The following is a 14,988-nucleotide window of genomic DNA, read 5'->3' as shown; positions in this document are numbered from 1 at the left end:
TGATGGATAAGCATTCCCGTCAGGCGCACATAGGTTCATGGGTACCACAACTGCAACTCTGAAAGCGTAGCACAGCTCGGCCGGTCACACCCGTCGGCGCGCCGCATCCGGGCATCCCCTGAGCTGGAGCGGTAAGGCCGTCGTGGCGGGGTAAGCGGACGTCCACCGGCCCCCGGCCGGGCAGTCGGACGACCCCCTGTGGAGAAGGATCCAGGATGACCGAGGACGCGTACCTGTTCCTGCTGGACGAAGACGACCCCACCGCACCGCTGGGCGTGGCCCCGGCCGCCGTCGGTGATCTCGCGTGTATGGACACCCCGGCGGTGCGCGCCTGGCTGGACGCCCAGGGTGTCACCGCGACCTCGCCGCGGCTGCGGCTGCTGCCGCCGGAGGAGACCGGGGCCATCCCGGAGGGCGCCGAGCGGCTGCCCGTCCCGCTCGGCGACGAGGAGCTGAGCCGGGTCCGGCACACGACGGCGCCGGAGCCGCTGGCCCGTCTGGAGGAGGAGCTTCTGGCGTGGCGGGACTGCGCGGACGGCCGGGACGGTCTCATCGGGCGGGCCCTGGCCGCCGGGGTCGCCCCGCACCGCATCGTCGAACTGACGGGCGTGGACCCCGCGGCGGTGACGGCCGCGGCGCGCGGCTGACGGGCGGCCCAGAGGTCAGCCGCCCGCTCCTGGGTCAGGCTGGACGGCCGGCACAGTCCTGCGGGTCAGCCGCCCGCCCTGGGCCAGGCGGGACGGCCGCCTGACAGGCCGCCCCGCGCGTCAGCCACCCGCCCCGGGATCCGGCTGGACGGCGGACTCGATCCCCGCGCGGGCCGCCTCCAGCTGGGCCGCGAAGGCGATACCGAGGAACAGGGCGACGGCCGTCAGGTTGGCCCACAGCAGCAGGGCGACGAACGCGGTCAGCGGGCCGTACAGGGCGCCGAAGGCACCACTGCCCTCCACGTACAGCGCGAGCAGCCAGGTGGCCGCCACCCACAGGACGAGGTGCACGGCCGAGCCGAACGCGAGCCAGGTGTAGCCGGGCTGCACCCGGCGCGGGCACCAGCGGAAGATCACGGCGGAGGCCACCCAGGCGAGGACCAGCCCGACCGGCACGTCCAGCACCGCCCACCATGGCGAGCCGCCCTCCAGCCCTGCGGACTCCGCCACGGCGTCGCCGAGGGCCTCGCCCGCGACGAGGGCGACGAAGCCCAGCCCCAGGGGCAGGCCGGCGGCGACCGCGAGCACCATCGCGCGGGCGTACTTGCGCGGGAAGGGACGGTCCCGCTCGATGCCGTAGATGCGGTTGGCGCCCCGCTCGATCTGACCCATGGCCGAGGCGAGGTTGAGCAGGGCGAAGCCCAGGCCCAGCCACAGCGCGAGGGTGCTCCACACGTCGCCGTGGGCGGTGCGCCGGGTGCCTTCGAAGGCGTCGGCGACGATGTCGGCGCTGGCGCCCGGCACGATCCGGCCGAGGGTGCGCTCGATGATGTCGCCGACGCCCTCGGTGTGCACGGAGGTGGCGAGTCCGACGAGCGCCACGGTGCAGGGGACCAGGCCGAGGACGACCTGGAAGGCGAGGGCACGCGCGTTGCTGAACCCGTCGGCGTAGCGGAACCGTGCGAAGGAGTCGGTCAACAGCCGCCATCCTCCGTAGTGGCGCAGGGCGGTGAACGCCTCGTCGCCGGAGAGCTCCTCCCCGATCATGTCCCGGGTCTGTGGCACACGGACGGCGGTACCCATGGTGGCTCGGCGCTCCCTCGTCGTACGGCGGTTCGGTGACCGCATGCCCGGGAACGGTCCCGCTCCACCCCTCCCGGCGGTAAAGCCGTGGGCCCGGCCTGCGGAGGCCGGGCCCGGGTGGGCTCGGACGGGGTCAGCTCTGCTTCCGACCCTGGCTCGCCGCCTGGTTCGTGACGTCGGCGACCTGGCCGGCGGGCGGGGCCTCGGCCTCGACGTCGGTTCCGAAGTCGGTGAACTCCATCACCGTACTGATCGTGATCTGCCGGGGCGCCACGCTCGCGCCGGACGCCGGCGCCTTGACGGTCATGTCGATCTGCTGACGCCGGATACGGCCGTCGTCGTCGAGCCAGAGCCGCATCGGCAGCGTCCGGCCGACCTGGTCCCGCAGCCGCTCGCCGCCGGGCAGCCGGGAGACGTCGACGGAGACGTCGTAGCGGACCGTGCCGACACCGGCGACCTTCTCGGAACCGGACCTGGAGACGTCGTCGTCGTTGATCGCCTCGGCGTAGGCGGCGGACCGTGCCGGGTCGCCGATCTGCCCGGGGTCGGCACCCTGCTGCCGGGCGACCTTGCTCAGGTCGATCTTCATCCAGGGCTTGCCGTCCTTCTGCTGCCCGGGCACCTTCTGGTACAGCACCCGGTCGACCACGCGCTGCTCGACGGCACGGCCTCCGGCGGTGATCGTCATGGTGCTGTCGCCGTCCTCGAAGTCGATGGCTCCCTCGCCGTCGGAGGTGATCGACTTCCCCTCGGCCCCGGCCTTCACCTTCATCGTCATCTTCGCCGAGTCGGCCTCGGCGGTCTTGTCGTATGCGCCGCGCACCGCTTGTGTGCTCTGCTGCCGGCCGCCGGCGCTCTCACCGGCGGCGGGCTTGCCGGCCTCCGGTTCGTCGTCGCCCCCGCAGCCCGTCAGTACGGCGCTGCCCAGCACGACGGCCGTGCCGATCGCGGACGCCTTCGCCCTTCTGCTCCGCATGAGCTCCCTCTCTCCTCGCACCGGCCGGCCCCCTCGGACGTGGCGCCGGCGTGCGACGTGGGTGCCCCCGGGCGGGCCCGATATGCCCTGAGACAGGGGTGGTTGACCGGATGCGGTGGCTTTCGGCCCGTCCTTCGGCCATGTCGGCGGGTGCGGGGCGTGCGCGGGTGGGCACCTGGTACTGCGGGCTTCTGTCATCCCGTCAAGCGGAACAAGAAGATCCGGTACGTCGGGGTCAGCGCACCGTCCAGCGCGGGGCGGTGCGGGCCCAGTCCTCGTCCCAGCGGGCGAGGTTGCGCCGCTCCAGCCGGCGGACGGCCCAGCGGTGGGCGACCGCTGCGGCGACGGGCACGGCCAGCGCGGCGAGCACGGCACAGCCCAGCGCGCTGTCACGGACCTGATCCCTGGTCAGGGGCGCTTCGGTGACGCGTCCTTCGGTGTCGGCCCACACGCGGATCACGCTGCCCGCGGGCGTCGACGGAGGCACCTCGGCCTCGGCGGTGCGGGTGCGGCCGGCGTCGTCGGTGAAGCGGACGGTGACCGGGTAGCGGACCTTCCCCGCCTCGTCGCTGCCGGGTTCGAGATGGCGCGGTGCGTCGTGCTCGGTGACGGCGGTGACCTCGTAGCGGGTCGCGGCCTGCTGACGGGCCGTCCGCAGATAGTGGCGGTGGGCGGCGTCGCCGGCGAGGACCATGGCGACGGGGGTGGCCGCGAGGACGGCGAGGAACAGGCCGAGGGCGATCCACGCCTGCGCGAGGTCGGCGGGCCGCCGCAACGGGTTGCGCCGCCAGCGCCAGGTCAGGGCGTGGCGGGGTTCGTCAGGGTCGGGGTCCGGGCGTTCAGGGGGTGGCTGTGCCGGGGGGATCGCGCGGGCCATGGGGCTCCTTCCGGGTGGGCGGCCGGCGGGCATGCGCGACTACCCTGCGGACGTGCGTCCGCAGGGGGTCGTGAGCAGCCCGGAGGGATGAACCAGTCCGGTCTAGTGCGGGTGCGGGGAGTCGCCGGAGGCGGGCGTGGCCACCGACGGATGGCCGTGCACCGACTGCAGGAGGGCCGCAGCGCCGCGTACGGCGGCCGTGTGCGGGGACGGTACCGGCCGTACGGGGGCCTGCAGCCGCTCGGTCAGGCGGTAGGCGAGGTCGGGGCGCAGGGCGCCGCCGCCGGCCAGGAGGATGCCGCGTCGCAGGGCGCCCCGCGTCTGCGGGGTGTCGTCCAGGATCGCGGTCACCATGGCGATGACCGCTTCGGTGATACGCGAGGGCGGCACCGACCGGTCGATGTCGCCGGTGCCCACCGCCGTGCGGCGCGCGTCGGCCACCGTGCCGTCGATGAGAAGGACGACGTCGGTGACGTGGGCGCCGATGTCCGCGACGAGCAGGGGCCGGCCCAGGTCGGCGCCCGCCGCCTCGGCCACGGCCCGCGCCGCGGGCACCGTCAGCACGCTCTGCGGGCGCAGCGCCTCTGCCGCCGTGCGGGCCTGCGTGCGGAACGCCATGCCGCCGAGGACGGGCGCCGCCAGGATGACGAGCGGCCGGCCCAGGCGCGGCAGCCGGTGGCCGAGGAGCCGGTCGAGCATCCGGGCGGTGCCGGGGGTGTCGACGATGGCACCGCGCCGTATGGGGTGCAGGGGGCCGTCGCCGAACGTCACGGTGGGGACGTCGAACAGCAGGCCGTGGCCCGGCATCCACGCGCGGGTGCGGGCGCTGCCCAGGTCGAGGGCGATGCCGGGGCACCGCCGCGGCCAGGGCCGGTGCCGGGCCCGGGCCGCGTGGGGGTCGACGGCGGTCACCGCTGGGCCTCCTTGACCTGCTGGCACCGCGCGCAGTAGCCGGCCTGGGGCACGATCATCAGGCGTTCGCGGTCGATGGTCCGGCGGCACAGACGGCAGGTGCCGTAGCTGCCGTCGTCCATACGGGCCAGGGCCGCCTCGACGTCGGCGAGGACCATGCGCGCGGAGGCGGCGAGCTTGACGCCCACCTCGACGCGGCCCGCGGCCTGGCGGTCGCGCAGCGCCTCGGCGCGGGGCAGGGCCGCGGCCGTGAGCTGCTGGAGCTGCTCCCGGCGGAACAGGAGCTGCTCGTGCAGGTTCTCGCGGAGCGCGGCGAGGTCCTCGGCCGACAGGGCCGTAGTGCGGTCACCGGTGATCTGGTTCACCACTTCACCCCTTCGGGCAGGGCGGGAGAGGGAGGCAGGTGGAGAGGGGACGGGGTCGTCAGGCGGCGGTGCGCTGGCAGGGCACGCAGTACCGGGCGTACGGCAGGATCTCCAGACGTTCCGCCGGGATCGGCCGATCGCAGCCCTGGCAGGTGCCGTAGCCGCCGGCCTCCACGCGCGCGAAGGCGGCGTCGATCTCCTTGAGGACGCGTTCCAGGGTCTCCTTCTGCCCTGACATCAGCTGCTCGGCCTCCGCCTCCTCCCCCGCCTCGGCCAGGGCCCGCAGCTGGGTGAGCCGGGTGGCGCGCTCGTGCTCCAGGCGCCGGCGGATCTCGTCGGCCGTCGCCTGCTGGGGACGGTGAGCGGAGTCGGAGGGGGTGGTGTCGAGAGACATGGCGGGTCCTAGGGTCGTGGCGGTCGTGACGGGGCCGGGCATCTCGTGATGGGGCCGGGCGCATACGGAAAAGACCTGCCGGCGGCAGGCCTGGCGGATACGGGGACCGGGATCACGGTGGCGGGGTCATGCCCCCACCGTGGCCGATCCCGCGCGCGAATCCCATCGGGCGCGATACCCATTTACCGACCGGCCGGCCAGTGGCCGGCGCGGCTCCCACCGGTGGAAATGGGCACTGGCACCCATCGACGTACGCGTCCGCCACGAGCAAGCTGGGGCTCAGGCCGGTCCGCAGCCATGGCCGTGGCTCATGCCCGGGGTACGCGGTGACCGAAAGGGTGGACAGAGCCCTGTCACAAGGAGAGAGGCGTCATCGCGGTGTCCCTGTTCTGGCGGATCTTCGCACTCAACGCGGTGGTGCTGGGTACGGCCACCGCGCTGCTGCTGTGGGCGCCGGTGACCGTCTCCGTGCCGGTGCTGCTGACGGAGGCGGTCATCCTGGTGGGCGGCCTGGCCGTCATGCTCATCGCCAACGCCGCCCTGCTGCGCATCGGGCTGGCCCCACTCGGCCGGCTCACCAAGCTCATGACCACCGTCGACCTGCTGCGGCCGGGCCAGCGCCTGCCGGAGCAGGGGCGGGGTGAGACCGCGGAGCTGATCAGCACGTTCAACGCCATGCTGGAGCGGCTCGAGCACGAACGGGCCGCCAGCAGCGCGCGGGCGCTGCTCGCGCAGGAGGGCGAGCGACGCCGTATCGCCCAGGAGCTGCACGACGAGGTCGGCCAGAGCATGACCGCGATCCTGCTGGTGCTGAAGAAGGCGGCGGACGAGGCCGACGAGCCCCTGCGCGGTGAGCTCCAGCAGGCGCAGGAGATCACCCGGGAGAGCCTGGACGAGGTCCGCCGGCTGGTCCGCCGGCTGCGGCCGGGCGTCCTGGAGGACCTGGGTCTGGTGAGCGCGCTGACCTCGCTGGCGACGGAGTTCGCCACACACACCGGGCTGCACGTGAGCCGTTCCTTCGACGCCGACCTGCCCGAACTCGACCCGGAGAGCGAACTGGTGCTGTACCGGGTCGCACAGGAGGCCCTGACCAACGCGGCCCGGCACGCCGAGGCGGCGAAGGTCGAGATGAGCCTGCAGCACACCGGAGGCACGGTGACCCTGACCGTCAAGGACGACGGCCGCGGCACGGGGGTCGCGCGCGAGGGCGCCGGGATCCGTGGCATGCGGGAGCGGGCCCTGCTCGTGGGCGCCGCGCTCGACATCACCTCCGAACCGCGCGCCGGAACACAGGTCCGTCTCGCGGTGCCCGTCCCGTCCGTCCCCGGAAAGCAGTCATGACCACCACCGACACACCCGTGATCCGCATCCTCCTCGCCGACGACCACGCGCTGGTACGGCGAGGGGTGCGGCTGATCCTCGACCGGGAGCCGGACCTGGAGGTCGTCGCGGAGGCCGGGGACGGCGCCGAGGCCGTGGCGCTGGCCCGCGGCCAGGACGTCGACCTGGCCGTCCTGGACATCACGATGCCCCGGATGACGGGGCTGCAGGCCGCCCGTGAACTCAACGCGCTGAAGCCGGACGTGCGGGTGCTGATCCTGACGATGCACGACAACGAGCAGTACTTCTTCCAGGCGCTGAAGGCCGGGGCCAGCGGCTATGTGCTGAAGTCGGTGGCCGACCGCGACCTGGTCACCGCCTGCCGCGCCGCAATGCGCGACGAGCCCTTCCTGTATCCGGGCGCGGTCACCGCCCTGATCCGCAACTACCTCGACCGGGTCCGGCACGGCGAGGAGCCGCCGGGGCAGGTCCTCACGCCCCGGGAGGAGGAGGTGCTGAAGCTCGTCGCCGAGGGCCACTCCTCCAAGGAGATCGCCGAGCTGCTCTTCATCAGCATCAAGACCGTCCACCGGCACCGGGCCAACCTGCTGCACAAGCTGGGCCTGCGGGACCGCCTCGAACTCACCCGCTACGCCATCCGGGCGGGGCTCATCGAGCCCTGACCCCCTTCCCACTGCCCGAGGGTCCCGGCCGCCTACTCCCCGGCCAGGATCCTCGGGCGCACCACGGCTCCGCCGAACCCGACCAGAGGGGGACGTCGCATGGCGCGCACCGCACGGCCCGCCCCCTGTGCCACGGGGCCGGTCGTCGTCCTGCTCGCCGTGCTCCTGGCCCTGCTGAGCCCTCCGGTCCACGGCACCCCTCACCCCTCCCCCGCGCCTTCGGCGGGCAGCGGCGCACCGCGGGCGGACGACGGACACGACCACGTCCGCCCGGCCGTCGTACGCGGCCAGGGTGACGCCCCCGCCGAAAGGCCGGCGACACCCGCCGAGCCGGCGTCGCGCTATGAGCCCCACAGTGGGCCCGCGCAGGCCCGTGCCTTCCGTACGGCCGCGCTCGCGCCGGACCACGCCCACCCGGCCCACGCCCCGCACCGCCGCGCTCCGCCCCCCACCTCCGGCATCTGACGCAGTTCGTTCCCCTTCCTTCCCGACACCCGGTCACCGTCGTGGCCGGGGTGTGCCTGCCGGAGGCCACCCGTGAACCGCGCCCTGCGCATCAGAGGGCTGCTCGCCCTCGCCGTGATCGCCCTGTCCCTGTTCGTCTCGTTCACCCAGCCCGTACGCCTCGGGCTCGATCTGCGCGGCGGCACGCAGATCGTCCTGGAGACCCGCCCCGGTCCGGGCGACTCCGCCGCCGAGGCCACCGACCGCACCCTGGAGGTGCTGCGCGACCGTATCGACGCGCTCGGCGTCGCCGAGCCCTCCCTGTCCCGCTCCGGCACCGACCGGATCGTCGTGGAACTGCCCGGCGTCCAGGACCCGACCGAGGCCGCCGATGTCCTGGGCCGTACCGCGCAGCTCACCTTCCACGAGGTCCTCGGCACGGCCGCCGATGAGGACGGCACGATGGCGGGCGCCGAGCATCCGCGCGTCGTGAAGGACGAGTCGGGGCAGCCGCTGCGGCTGGCGGCGGCCAAGCTGACCGGCAAGGACGTCGAGGAGGCCGCGGCACGCCTCGACCAGCAGGGCGGTGCCGGCTGGCATGTCGCCCTCGACTTCAAAGGCAGCGGCGACGCCTGGGCCCGGCTGACCGGGGAGGCCGCCTGCCATCCCGCGGGGGACGCGAGGCGGCGGGTGGCCATCGTCCTGGACGACAAGGTCATCTCCTCGCCCCAGGTCGACCCCTCCGTCGGATGCGGCACCGGTATCACCGGCGGGTCCACCCAGATCACCGGTTCGTTCACCGTCGACGAGGCCAAGGAACTCGCCCTGCTCATCAACGGCGGCGCGCTGCCGGTGCCCGTCGAGACGGTCGAGCAGCGCACGGTCGGCCCGACGCTGGGCGCCGAGGCCATCACGGCCAGCGCCTGGGCGGCGATCGTCGGCACGGCACTGACCGGCGTGTTCATCATCGCCGTGTACCGGCTGCTCGGCTTCCTGGCCGTCGTCGCGCTGGCCTGCTACGGCCTGATCTCCTACGCCGCACTGGTCGCGCTCGGCGCCACGCTCACCCTGCCGGGGCTCGCCGGGTTCGTCCTGGCGATCGGCATGGCCGTCGACGCGAACGTGCTCGTCTTCGAGCGGGCCCGTGAGGAGTACGCCGCTCGCCGGCGGCCGAGCCCGCGGTCCTCTCTCGCGGCGGGGTTCCGGGGCGCGTTCAGCGCGATCGCCGACTCGAACATCACCACCCTCATCGCCGCCGGGCTGCTGTTCTTCCTGGCCTCAGGCCCGGTGCGCGGCTTCGGTGTCACCCTGGGCATCGGTGTGCTCGCCTCCATGTTCAGCGCGCTGGTCGTCACCCGCGTCCTCGCCGACCCCGTGATCAACCGTGCCTGGCTGCGCCGCCGGCCGCGGCTGACCGGGATCGCGCACACCGGCGCGGTCCGGGACCGGCTGACCCGCAGGGCGCCCCGGCTGATGCGGCACCCCCGACGCTGGCTGGCCCTGTCCGCGGCGGCACTGGTGCTGGCGGCGTCGGGCATCGCGGCGCGCGGCCTGGACTTCGGTGTCGAGTTCACCGGCGGCCGGCTCATCGAGTACGGCACCTCCTCCCCCGTCGACCCCGACCGGGCCCGCGCCGCACTCGCCGACGCCGGGTTCCCCGGGGCCGTCGTACAGGAGTCCGGGGACCAGCGGATCAGCGTGCGCACCGACCGGCTGACGAACGCCGAGGCGGCGGCCGTCACGGAGGCCGTCGACGCGGTGGGCGACGGGGCCGACAAGCTCCGGGACGAGACGATCGGACCGAGCCTGGGCAAGGAGCTGCGCCAGGGCGCGCTCATCGCGCTGGCCGTCGCCCTGGGCGCCCAACTGCTCTATCTGTCCGCCCGGTTCCGCTGGCTGTTCGGCACGGCGGCCGTCGCCGCGCTCGCCCACGACGTCGTGATCCTCGTCGGGATCTTCGCCTGGCTGGGCAAGCCGATCGACGGTGTCTTCCTCGCGGCGCTGCTCACCGTCATCGGCTACTCGGTCAACGACTCCGTCGTCGTCTTCGACCGCGTCCGGGATCTGATGCGCCGTAAGCCCGAGGCACCCTTCGCGACCGTCGCCGAGCGGGCGCTGCTGCAGACGCTGCCCCGCACCGTCAACACCGGGATGGGGGCGGCGCTCATCCTGACCGCTCTCGCGGTGTTCGGCGGCGACTCGCTCACCGACTTCGCGCTGGCCCTGCTCATCGGGGTCGCGGTGGGCACGTACTCGTCGATGTTCACGGCGACCCCACTGGCCGTGGAACTGCACCGGCGCAAGTAGAGGGTGACGGTCACAGAGCCCAGACGTACAGGGCGCTGTCGGCGGCGGACACCGTGTACCAGGTGCCGTCGCCCAGCGCCCTGGGCGGTCCGGACACCTCGACCGGGTAGGTGATCGGGTCGAGCGGCCGCGGGGAGGCCGGGGCGACGAGCCAGTGCCGGCCCGCCCCGTACTCCTCGTCGCTCTCGGTGGTGCCGACCACGATGGTCTCCTCGTCGACGAAGCCGCCCTCGTAGCCGAAGTACGCGCGGATCTCGTCGGCCTCGGCGTCCTCCTCGGCCGCCGGGTGCGGGGGAACAGTCTCCGCGTCCAGGGCGGCCGTCACCTGGCCGTCGGCGGCGCGGTGCACGGCGAGGGTGTCCTGGTCGTGGGTCACGGTGAGCAGGCGGTCCCCCGTGGGGCTCACCGCGAGCAGCACGCGGTCCTCGCCGCCGAAGGTGTCCACGGTGAGCCGCCTACCGTCCCATCGGCCCCAGAGCAGGGGCGAGCCGTCCTGGCCCTCGCCGACGCTCAGACCCATCCGGCCGGGGTCGGGGTGCGGGACATGGACGGATCCGGCCGCCACCGTCCCCGTGGCGGCGCGGGCCAGCACCGTGCCGTCGGCGGCGTCGAGGACCAGCCACTCCTCCGGGCCGTCGTCCCCGTCCGCTTCCCCGTCCGCCGAGGGGCCGGGTACGTGCGCCCAGACGAGCTTGCCGTCGGTGGCGAAGGCGACCGAGCCGCTGCCGGAGTACCGGTGGTCCCGGTCGTCCACGTACTCGGAGGCATCGGTGTGTCCCGCGCACCCCGCCCAGCAGGGGTGTCGAAGCTCCCAGCGCGTCCGGCCCGACGGGTCGACGGCGCGCAGGGCGTGCCGTCCCGCGAACACGGCGAGGTCGGCGCCGGGCGACACCGCCCACGAGCCGAACCCCGGCGGCCAGGGCGCGGGGAAACGGATCGTCGGACCCGGCGCCCAGCCCGCGAGTCCACGCACGATCAACTCGGTGTCGTCGCACTGGACGAGATACCGGGCGCCCGGCCCGGACATCAGGCACGGTGCCGACCCGAAGCCGGTGACGGGAGAGGGGGCCTCGAGCGAGGCGACGAGGCGGGCAGGACGGGACACGTGGGCTCCACAAGGTCCGGGGACTCTGGCGGAACCCTAGGCCGCGCCACTGACATCGCCTCAGGCGGCCAGCGTCTCGTCCTCGGGCCTGCCCTCCCGGCGGTCGGCGCCGTAGCGTTCGAGCAGGGCGTCCGCGGCCTTGAGCGCGTCGCCGGCGGTCCGGGCACCGGTCATCACGCACAGCGTGTAGGTGGCGTCCTCGAGCACCCGGCTGGTGCGGCCGGTGGGAAGGACGTCGTGAGCGATACGCGCCTCCGCGAACCGGGCCAGGGCGCTGCGCAGTTCCTTCTCCGCCGGCAGGATCATGGCGATTCCTCTCTCCCGAGACAGGGCCGTCGTACGGCCGACTCCCCGCGCGGGGAGGAACCGAGTGCGTCCCCGCGCAACACCGCCCGGCACCAGGTCCGGCACCGAGCTGATCACCAGGTGCCCCGGGTCGAAAGGTTCATGCCCGCACCCTGCACGGAATTTCACTCGGGTCTGCGTCCCCAGGCCGTCAGCAGCCCTGCCGACAGGTCGGCGCACGCGTCCGAGGACAGGTGGCGGATGCCCTCGTCCACGGCCGCGTCGTCGACGAGGCCCGTGGCACGCAGCGCCTCCCGGCTGCGGTCCCAGGTGTCGGCCCAGAAGCGGCTGATGGGGCTGCCCGGCTCCAGTGGCGGTACATGGATCTCGGCGGCGACCCGTTCGAGTCCCGACGCGCGCAGCAGGTGCGGATACGACGGCACCCAGGTGACGTCCGTGCCGATGGTGTCCCGCAGGCCCCGCCACATCGCGCGCATCACACGCGTGTAGGGCGTGTCGGGGGCGCGGTCGCTCGTCAGGTCGACGGCGTCGCCGAGCACCAGGAGGCCCCCGGGCTCGACGCACTCCAGCAGCGTCCGGATCACCCGCTCGCGGTCCGGGAGGTGCATCAGTACGAAGCGGGCGTGCACGAGGTGGAAGCGGCCGGGCGCGAAGTCCGGTGCGGTGACGTCGGCTTCGCGTACCTCCAGGCCGGGTACGGCCCGCGCGGCGAGGAACCGGACGTCGCGGTCGACGGCGAGGACGCTGTCCACGCCGGCCTCGTCCAGCAGTCGCCGCGCGATCGTGCCGGTGCCCGCGCCCACGTCCAGGCACCGCCACCCGGGCCCGGCGCCGAGCGCCCGCAGCCGCGCCACGGTGACGTCGTCGTAGGCGAGGGCGCCGTAGTCGATGCGCTCCTCCTCGCCCTGCTGTCCGGGCCGGAAGACGGTCTCGCCGTAGCGACCGGAGCCGGGTTCCGCCCGCTCCTCGGCGGGCCTCATGGCGCCACCGGCGTACGGGTGTGCAGAGTCATGGCGGAACCTCGTCGCGTGGCGGTGAGGGGAGCGGGGGCGGCCCGTCAGGTGGCCGCCCCCGCACCGATCCTGCACGCGGACCCTCCTGTACGGCCGAGGCGCGCCGGGACACACCGAGGGTGAACCGATCGGCCCAACGCACGGGCCGGGCGCGGGTGTCAGCCGACCACGGGGCTGCGGCGTTCGATCAGCATGACGTCACGCCACACCCCGTGGTGCCGGCCGATGCGTTCACGGACGCCGATGACGCGGAAGCCGGCCTTGCGGTGCAGGGCGAGGCTCGCGGTGTTCTCGGGGAAGACCCCGGACTGGATGGTCCAGACGCCCGCGGCCTCCGTGGAGGCGATGAGCGCGTCGAGCAGTGCGGCACCGACGCCCCGGCCGCGCGCCGCCGGGTGCACGTACACGGAGTGGTCGACGACTCCGGCGTAGGCGCACCGGTCGGAGACGCGGATCACCGCCACCCATCCCAGCACCTTGCCGGTGGCGTCGAGCGCGACGTACCGGTGCTCGGGCAGTTTGACGGCGTCGAAGGTGTCCCAGGTGGGCGCGACCGTCTCGAAGGTGGACTGGCCTTCGTCGATCCCGAGCTGATAGATCGTCAGCACCTCCTCCGCGTGCTCGGACGTCATCGGGGCGATGGACAGGTCGTCGGCCGGACTCACGGTCGGCTCTCCTCGGCGTATCGAGTCGGTCAGGGCGGCGTTGCGTGCCCACGGTCCCATGGCCCCGGTGACAGCGGGGCGGACGGGCCGACGGCGTATTCCTGAGGCGACCTCTCCCCATGCATGCGGAACACCTTTCAAGTTACCCGGAGGTTTCTCGTGACTTCTTTCACAGCGCTGCGTAGAACTCGTTTCCGTTCTATGTCAGAAGGGAGATCTGCATGGACTCTGGCAGAGCCAGTCACGTCGAAGGAAGAGGTCTTTCCCGCCGCCACTTCATCAGTGGAACAGGTTCTATTCTTGGCGCCGCGACATGGGGCGCATTCGGCCTTCCCCCGGCCGCCGCCGCCCCGCGCGAGGCGGTCATCGAACCCGGCGCACAGGTCACCGCACTCGTCATCGGCAGCGGATACGGAGGGTCCGTCACCGCGCTCCGGCTCGCGCAGGCCGGCGTCGACGTCCACATGGTGGAGATGGGCATGGCCTGGGACACCCCGGGCACCGACGGCAAGATCTTCGCCAACACCACCAGCCCCGACTACCGGTCGTTCTGGCTGCGCACCCGCACCAAGCAGCCACTGAGCAATTTCCTCGGTTTCCCGCTCGACCGGGACGTGCCCCGGTACACGGGCATCCTCGACGCCGAGGAGATGGGCGGCATCGTGGTGTACCAGGGGCGCGGGGTCGGCGGCGGCTCCCTCGTCAACGGCGGTATGGCCGTGACCCCGGAGCGCAGCCGCTTCCCCGCCGTGCTCCCGTCGGTCGACGCCGACGAGATGTACGACGTCTACTATCCGCGTGCCAACAGCACCCTCGGTGTGCGGACCATCGACCCGGCGTGGTTCGACACGACGGAGGCGTACACGTACGCGCGCGTCGGCCGCAAGCACGCCCAACGGTCCGGATTCCGCTTCGTGTTCGTACCCAACGTCTACGACTGGGACTACATGAAGCGCGAGGCCGAGGGGTCCGTGCCCCGGTCGGCCCTCGCCGGCGAGATCCTCTACGGCAACAACCACGGCAAGAAGTCCCTGCCCAAGACCTATCTCGCGCAGGCCCGCGCCACCGGACGGGTCACCATCTCACCGCTGCACCGGGTGACGTCGGTGACACCGGCCACCGGCGGTTACTCGGTCACCGTCGAGCAGCTCGACACGACCGGGACCGTCACCGCCACCAAGACGGTGACGGCGCGACGGGTGTTCTTCGCAGCGGGCAGCGTCGGCACCAGCAAGCTGCTCGTCCGCCTCAAGGGGACGGGCGCGCTGCCCGGCCTCAACCACGAGGTCGGCAACGGCTGGGGCGAGAACGGCAACGTCATGTGCGGCCGCGCCAACCATCTGTGGGACCCCACCGGGGCGCTCCAGTCGTCGATCCCGACAGCGGGCATCGACAACTGGGCGGCGGGCGGCGCGTTCGCGGAGGTGGCACCCCTGCCGACCGGCATCGAGACCTGGGCGTCGTTCTATCTGTCCATCACGAACAACCCGCACCGCGCCCGGTTCACCTGGAACGCGGCGGCGGGAAAGGTCGAGCTGGACTGGCAGACCGCGTGGAAGCAGCCGTCGATCACGATGGCGAAGACGATCTTCGACAAGATCAACGCGAAGGAGGGGACGATCTACCGCTCGGATCTGTTCGGCGTCCACAAGATCTGGGGCGACCACCTCACGTACCACCCGCTGGGCGGAGCCGTGCTCGACAAGGCGACGGACAACTACGGGCGGCTGCACGGCCATTCGGGCCTGTATGTGATGGACGGGGCCCTCATCCCGGGCAATGTGAGCGTGAACCCGTTCGTCACGATCACCGCGCTCGCCGAGCGCAACATCGAGAGGATCATCGCCGACGACTTCTGACCGCGACTCGATCGGTGGGGCGGGCCGGGACC

The 14,988-nt window shown here is 73.1% G+C and carries 16 protein-coding genes; 6 read left to right on the top strand and 10 right to left on the bottom strand.

Annotated features, from left to right (window positions below; all coding sequences use genetic code 11):
- The first annotated feature begins 215 nt into the window (after positions 1-215).
- A complete protein-coding gene (locus tag DC008_RS33000) occupies positions 216-647 on the top strand; it encodes a DUF6003 family protein (protein WP_108710148.1) in 432 nt (143 codons plus the stop codon).
- Positions 648-767: 120 nt separating this feature from the next.
- Here the strand turns inward: DC008_RS33000 and DC008_RS32995 are convergent, their stop codons facing one another.
- The 6 genes from DC008_RS32995 to DC008_RS32970 all read right to left on the bottom strand — a co-directional run bounded on the left by DC008_RS32995 (position 768) and on the right by DC008_RS32970 (position 5,254).
- Positions 768-1,730, bottom strand: coding sequence for a YihY/virulence factor BrkB family protein (locus DC008_RS32995; RefSeq protein ID WP_108710147.1), 963 nt, complete (start codon positions 1,728-1,730; stop codon positions 768-770).
- A 133-nt stretch (positions 1,731-1,863) separates the two neighbouring features.
- A complete protein-coding gene (locus DC008_RS32990; protein ID WP_108710146.1) occupies positions 1,864-2,706 on the bottom strand; it encodes an SCO4651 family lipoprotein in 843 nt (280 codons plus the stop codon).
- A gap of 235 nt (positions 2,707-2,941) precedes the next feature.
- Positions 2,942-3,583, bottom strand: coding sequence for an Rv1733c family protein (locus DC008_RS32985; protein WP_108710145.1), 642 nt, complete (start codon positions 3,581-3,583; stop codon positions 2,942-2,944).
- A gap of 102 nt (positions 3,584-3,685) precedes the next feature.
- Entirely contained in the window at positions 3,686-4,495 is an 810-nt protein-coding gene (locus tag DC008_RS32980; protein ID WP_244221452.1) for a rod shape-determining protein, read from the bottom strand.
- Positions 4,492-4,863, bottom strand: a complete 372-nt coding sequence (locus DC008_RS32975) for a TraR/DksA family transcriptional regulator (protein ID WP_108710144.1) — start codon at positions 4,861-4,863, stop codon at positions 4,492-4,494. Before DC008_RS32975 ends, DC008_RS32980 begins: the two co-directional genes overlap by 4 nt.
- 55 nt (positions 4,864-4,918) lie before the next feature.
- Positions 4,919-5,254 (bottom strand): TraR/DksA C4-type zinc finger protein, encoded by a 336-nt coding sequence (locus DC008_RS32970; protein ID WP_108710143.1) that lies wholly within the window; start codon positions 5,252-5,254, stop codon positions 4,919-4,921.
- A gap of 378 nt (positions 5,255-5,632) precedes the next feature.
- Here DC008_RS32970 and DC008_RS32965 point away from each other — a divergent pair, with 378 nt between their 5' ends.
- From DC008_RS32965 to secD, 4 genes are all read left to right on the top strand, one after another.
- The gene (locus DC008_RS32965) at positions 5,633-6,595 is read left to right on the top strand and encodes a HAMP domain-containing sensor histidine kinase (protein ID WP_108710142.1); all 963 of its coding nucleotides are present in this window, start codon (positions 5,633-5,635) and stop codon (positions 6,593-6,595) included.
- Positions 6,592-7,257 carry a response regulator transcription factor gene (locus DC008_RS32960; protein ID WP_108710141.1) on the top strand — a complete coding sequence of 222 codons (666 nt, stop codon included), beginning with the start codon at positions 6,592-6,594 and terminating at the stop codon, positions 7,255-7,257. The genes DC008_RS32965 and DC008_RS32960 overlap by 4 nt, the downstream gene beginning before the upstream one ends.
- Positions 7,258-7,356: 99 nt before the next feature.
- Entirely contained in the window at positions 7,357-7,722 is a 366-nt protein-coding gene (locus DC008_RS32955) for a hypothetical protein (protein ID WP_108710140.1), read from the top strand.
- Positions 7,723-7,794: 72 nt separating this feature from the next.
- Entirely contained in the window at positions 7,795-10,008 is a 2,214-nt protein-coding gene (gene secD / locus DC008_RS32950) for a protein translocase subunit SecD (protein WP_108710139.1), read from the top strand.
- A 10-nt stretch (positions 10,009-10,018) separates the two neighbouring features.
- Here secD and DC008_RS32945 read toward each other — a convergent pair whose 3' ends face one another.
- From DC008_RS32945 to DC008_RS32930, 4 genes are all read right to left on the bottom strand, one after another.
- On the bottom strand, positions 10,019-11,113 hold the full coding sequence (locus DC008_RS32945; protein ID WP_108710138.1) for a hypothetical protein: 1,095 nt from the start codon (positions 11,111-11,113) through the stop codon (positions 10,019-10,021).
- 60 nt (positions 11,114-11,173) lie between these two features.
- Complete coding sequence (locus DC008_RS32940; protein WP_108710137.1) at positions 11,174-11,419, bottom strand: DUF5133 domain-containing protein; 246 nt, start codon at positions 11,417-11,419, stop codon at positions 11,174-11,176.
- A gap of 164 nt (positions 11,420-11,583) precedes the next feature.
- On the bottom strand, positions 11,584-12,399 hold the full coding sequence (locus tag DC008_RS32935) for a class I SAM-dependent methyltransferase (RefSeq protein ID WP_108710136.1): 816 nt from the start codon (positions 12,397-12,399) through the stop codon (positions 11,584-11,586).
- Positions 12,400-12,590: 191 nt separating this feature from the next.
- On the bottom strand, positions 12,591-13,064 hold the full coding sequence (locus DC008_RS32930; protein WP_235074829.1) for a GNAT family N-acetyltransferase: 474 nt from the start codon (positions 13,062-13,064) through the stop codon (positions 12,591-12,593).
- Positions 13,065-13,318: 254 nt separating this feature from the next.
- Between DC008_RS32930 and DC008_RS32925 the strand changes: the two genes are divergently transcribed.
- Positions 13,319-14,956, top strand: coding sequence for a GMC oxidoreductase (locus DC008_RS32925; protein ID WP_108710134.1), 1,638 nt, complete (start codon positions 13,319-13,321; stop codon positions 14,954-14,956).
- The last annotated feature ends 32 nt before the right edge of the window (positions 14,957-14,988 follow it).

Source organism: Streptomyces nigra, from assembly GCF_003074055.1.
Taxonomy (GTDB): Bacteria; Actinomycetota; Actinomycetes; order Streptomycetales; family Streptomycetaceae; genus Streptomyces; species Streptomyces nigra.
This window is presented reverse-complemented; position numbering and strand designations above follow the sequence as displayed.

Bases quoted from the DNA above. Each gene is read 5' to 3' on its own strand.
- DC008_RS32925 (WP_108710134.1), top strand. From the start codon at position 13,319: ATGGACTCTGGCAGAGCCAGTCACGTCGAAGGAAGAGGTCTTTCCCGC.
- DC008_RS32930 (WP_235074829.1), bottom strand. From the start codon at position 13,064: ATGACGTCCGAGCACGCGGAGGAGGTGCTGACGATCTATCAGCTCGGG.
- DC008_RS32970 (WP_108710143.1), bottom strand. From the start codon at position 5,254: ATGTCTCTCGACACCACCCCCTCCGACTCCGCTCACCGTCCCCAGCAG.
- DC008_RS32985 (WP_108710145.1), bottom strand. From the start codon at position 3,583: ATGGCCCGCGCGATCCCCCCGGCACAGCCACCCCCTGAACGCCCGGAC.
- DC008_RS32940 (WP_108710137.1), bottom strand. From the start codon at position 11,419: ATGATCCTGCCGGCGGAGAAGGAACTGCGCAGCGCCCTGGCCCGGTTC.
- DC008_RS32955 (WP_108710140.1), top strand. From the start codon at position 7,357: ATGGCGCGCACCGCACGGCCCGCCCCCTGTGCCACGGGGCCGGTCGTC.
- DC008_RS32995 (WP_108710147.1), bottom strand. From the start codon at position 1,730: ATGGGTACCGCCGTCCGTGTGCCACAGACCCGGGACATGATCGGGGAG.
- DC008_RS33000 (WP_108710148.1), top strand. From the start codon at position 216: ATGACCGAGGACGCGTACCTGTTCCTGCTGGACGAAGACGACCCCACC.
- DC008_RS32990 (WP_108710146.1), bottom strand. From the start codon at position 2,706: ATGCGGAGCAGAAGGGCGAAGGCGTCCGCGATCGGCACGGCCGTCGTG.
- DC008_RS32935 (WP_108710136.1), bottom strand. From the start codon at position 12,399: ATGAGGCCCGCCGAGGAGCGGGCGGAACCCGGCTCCGGTCGCTACGGC.
- DC008_RS32960 (WP_108710141.1), top strand. From the start codon at position 6,592: ATGACCACCACCGACACACCCGTGATCCGCATCCTCCTCGCCGACGAC.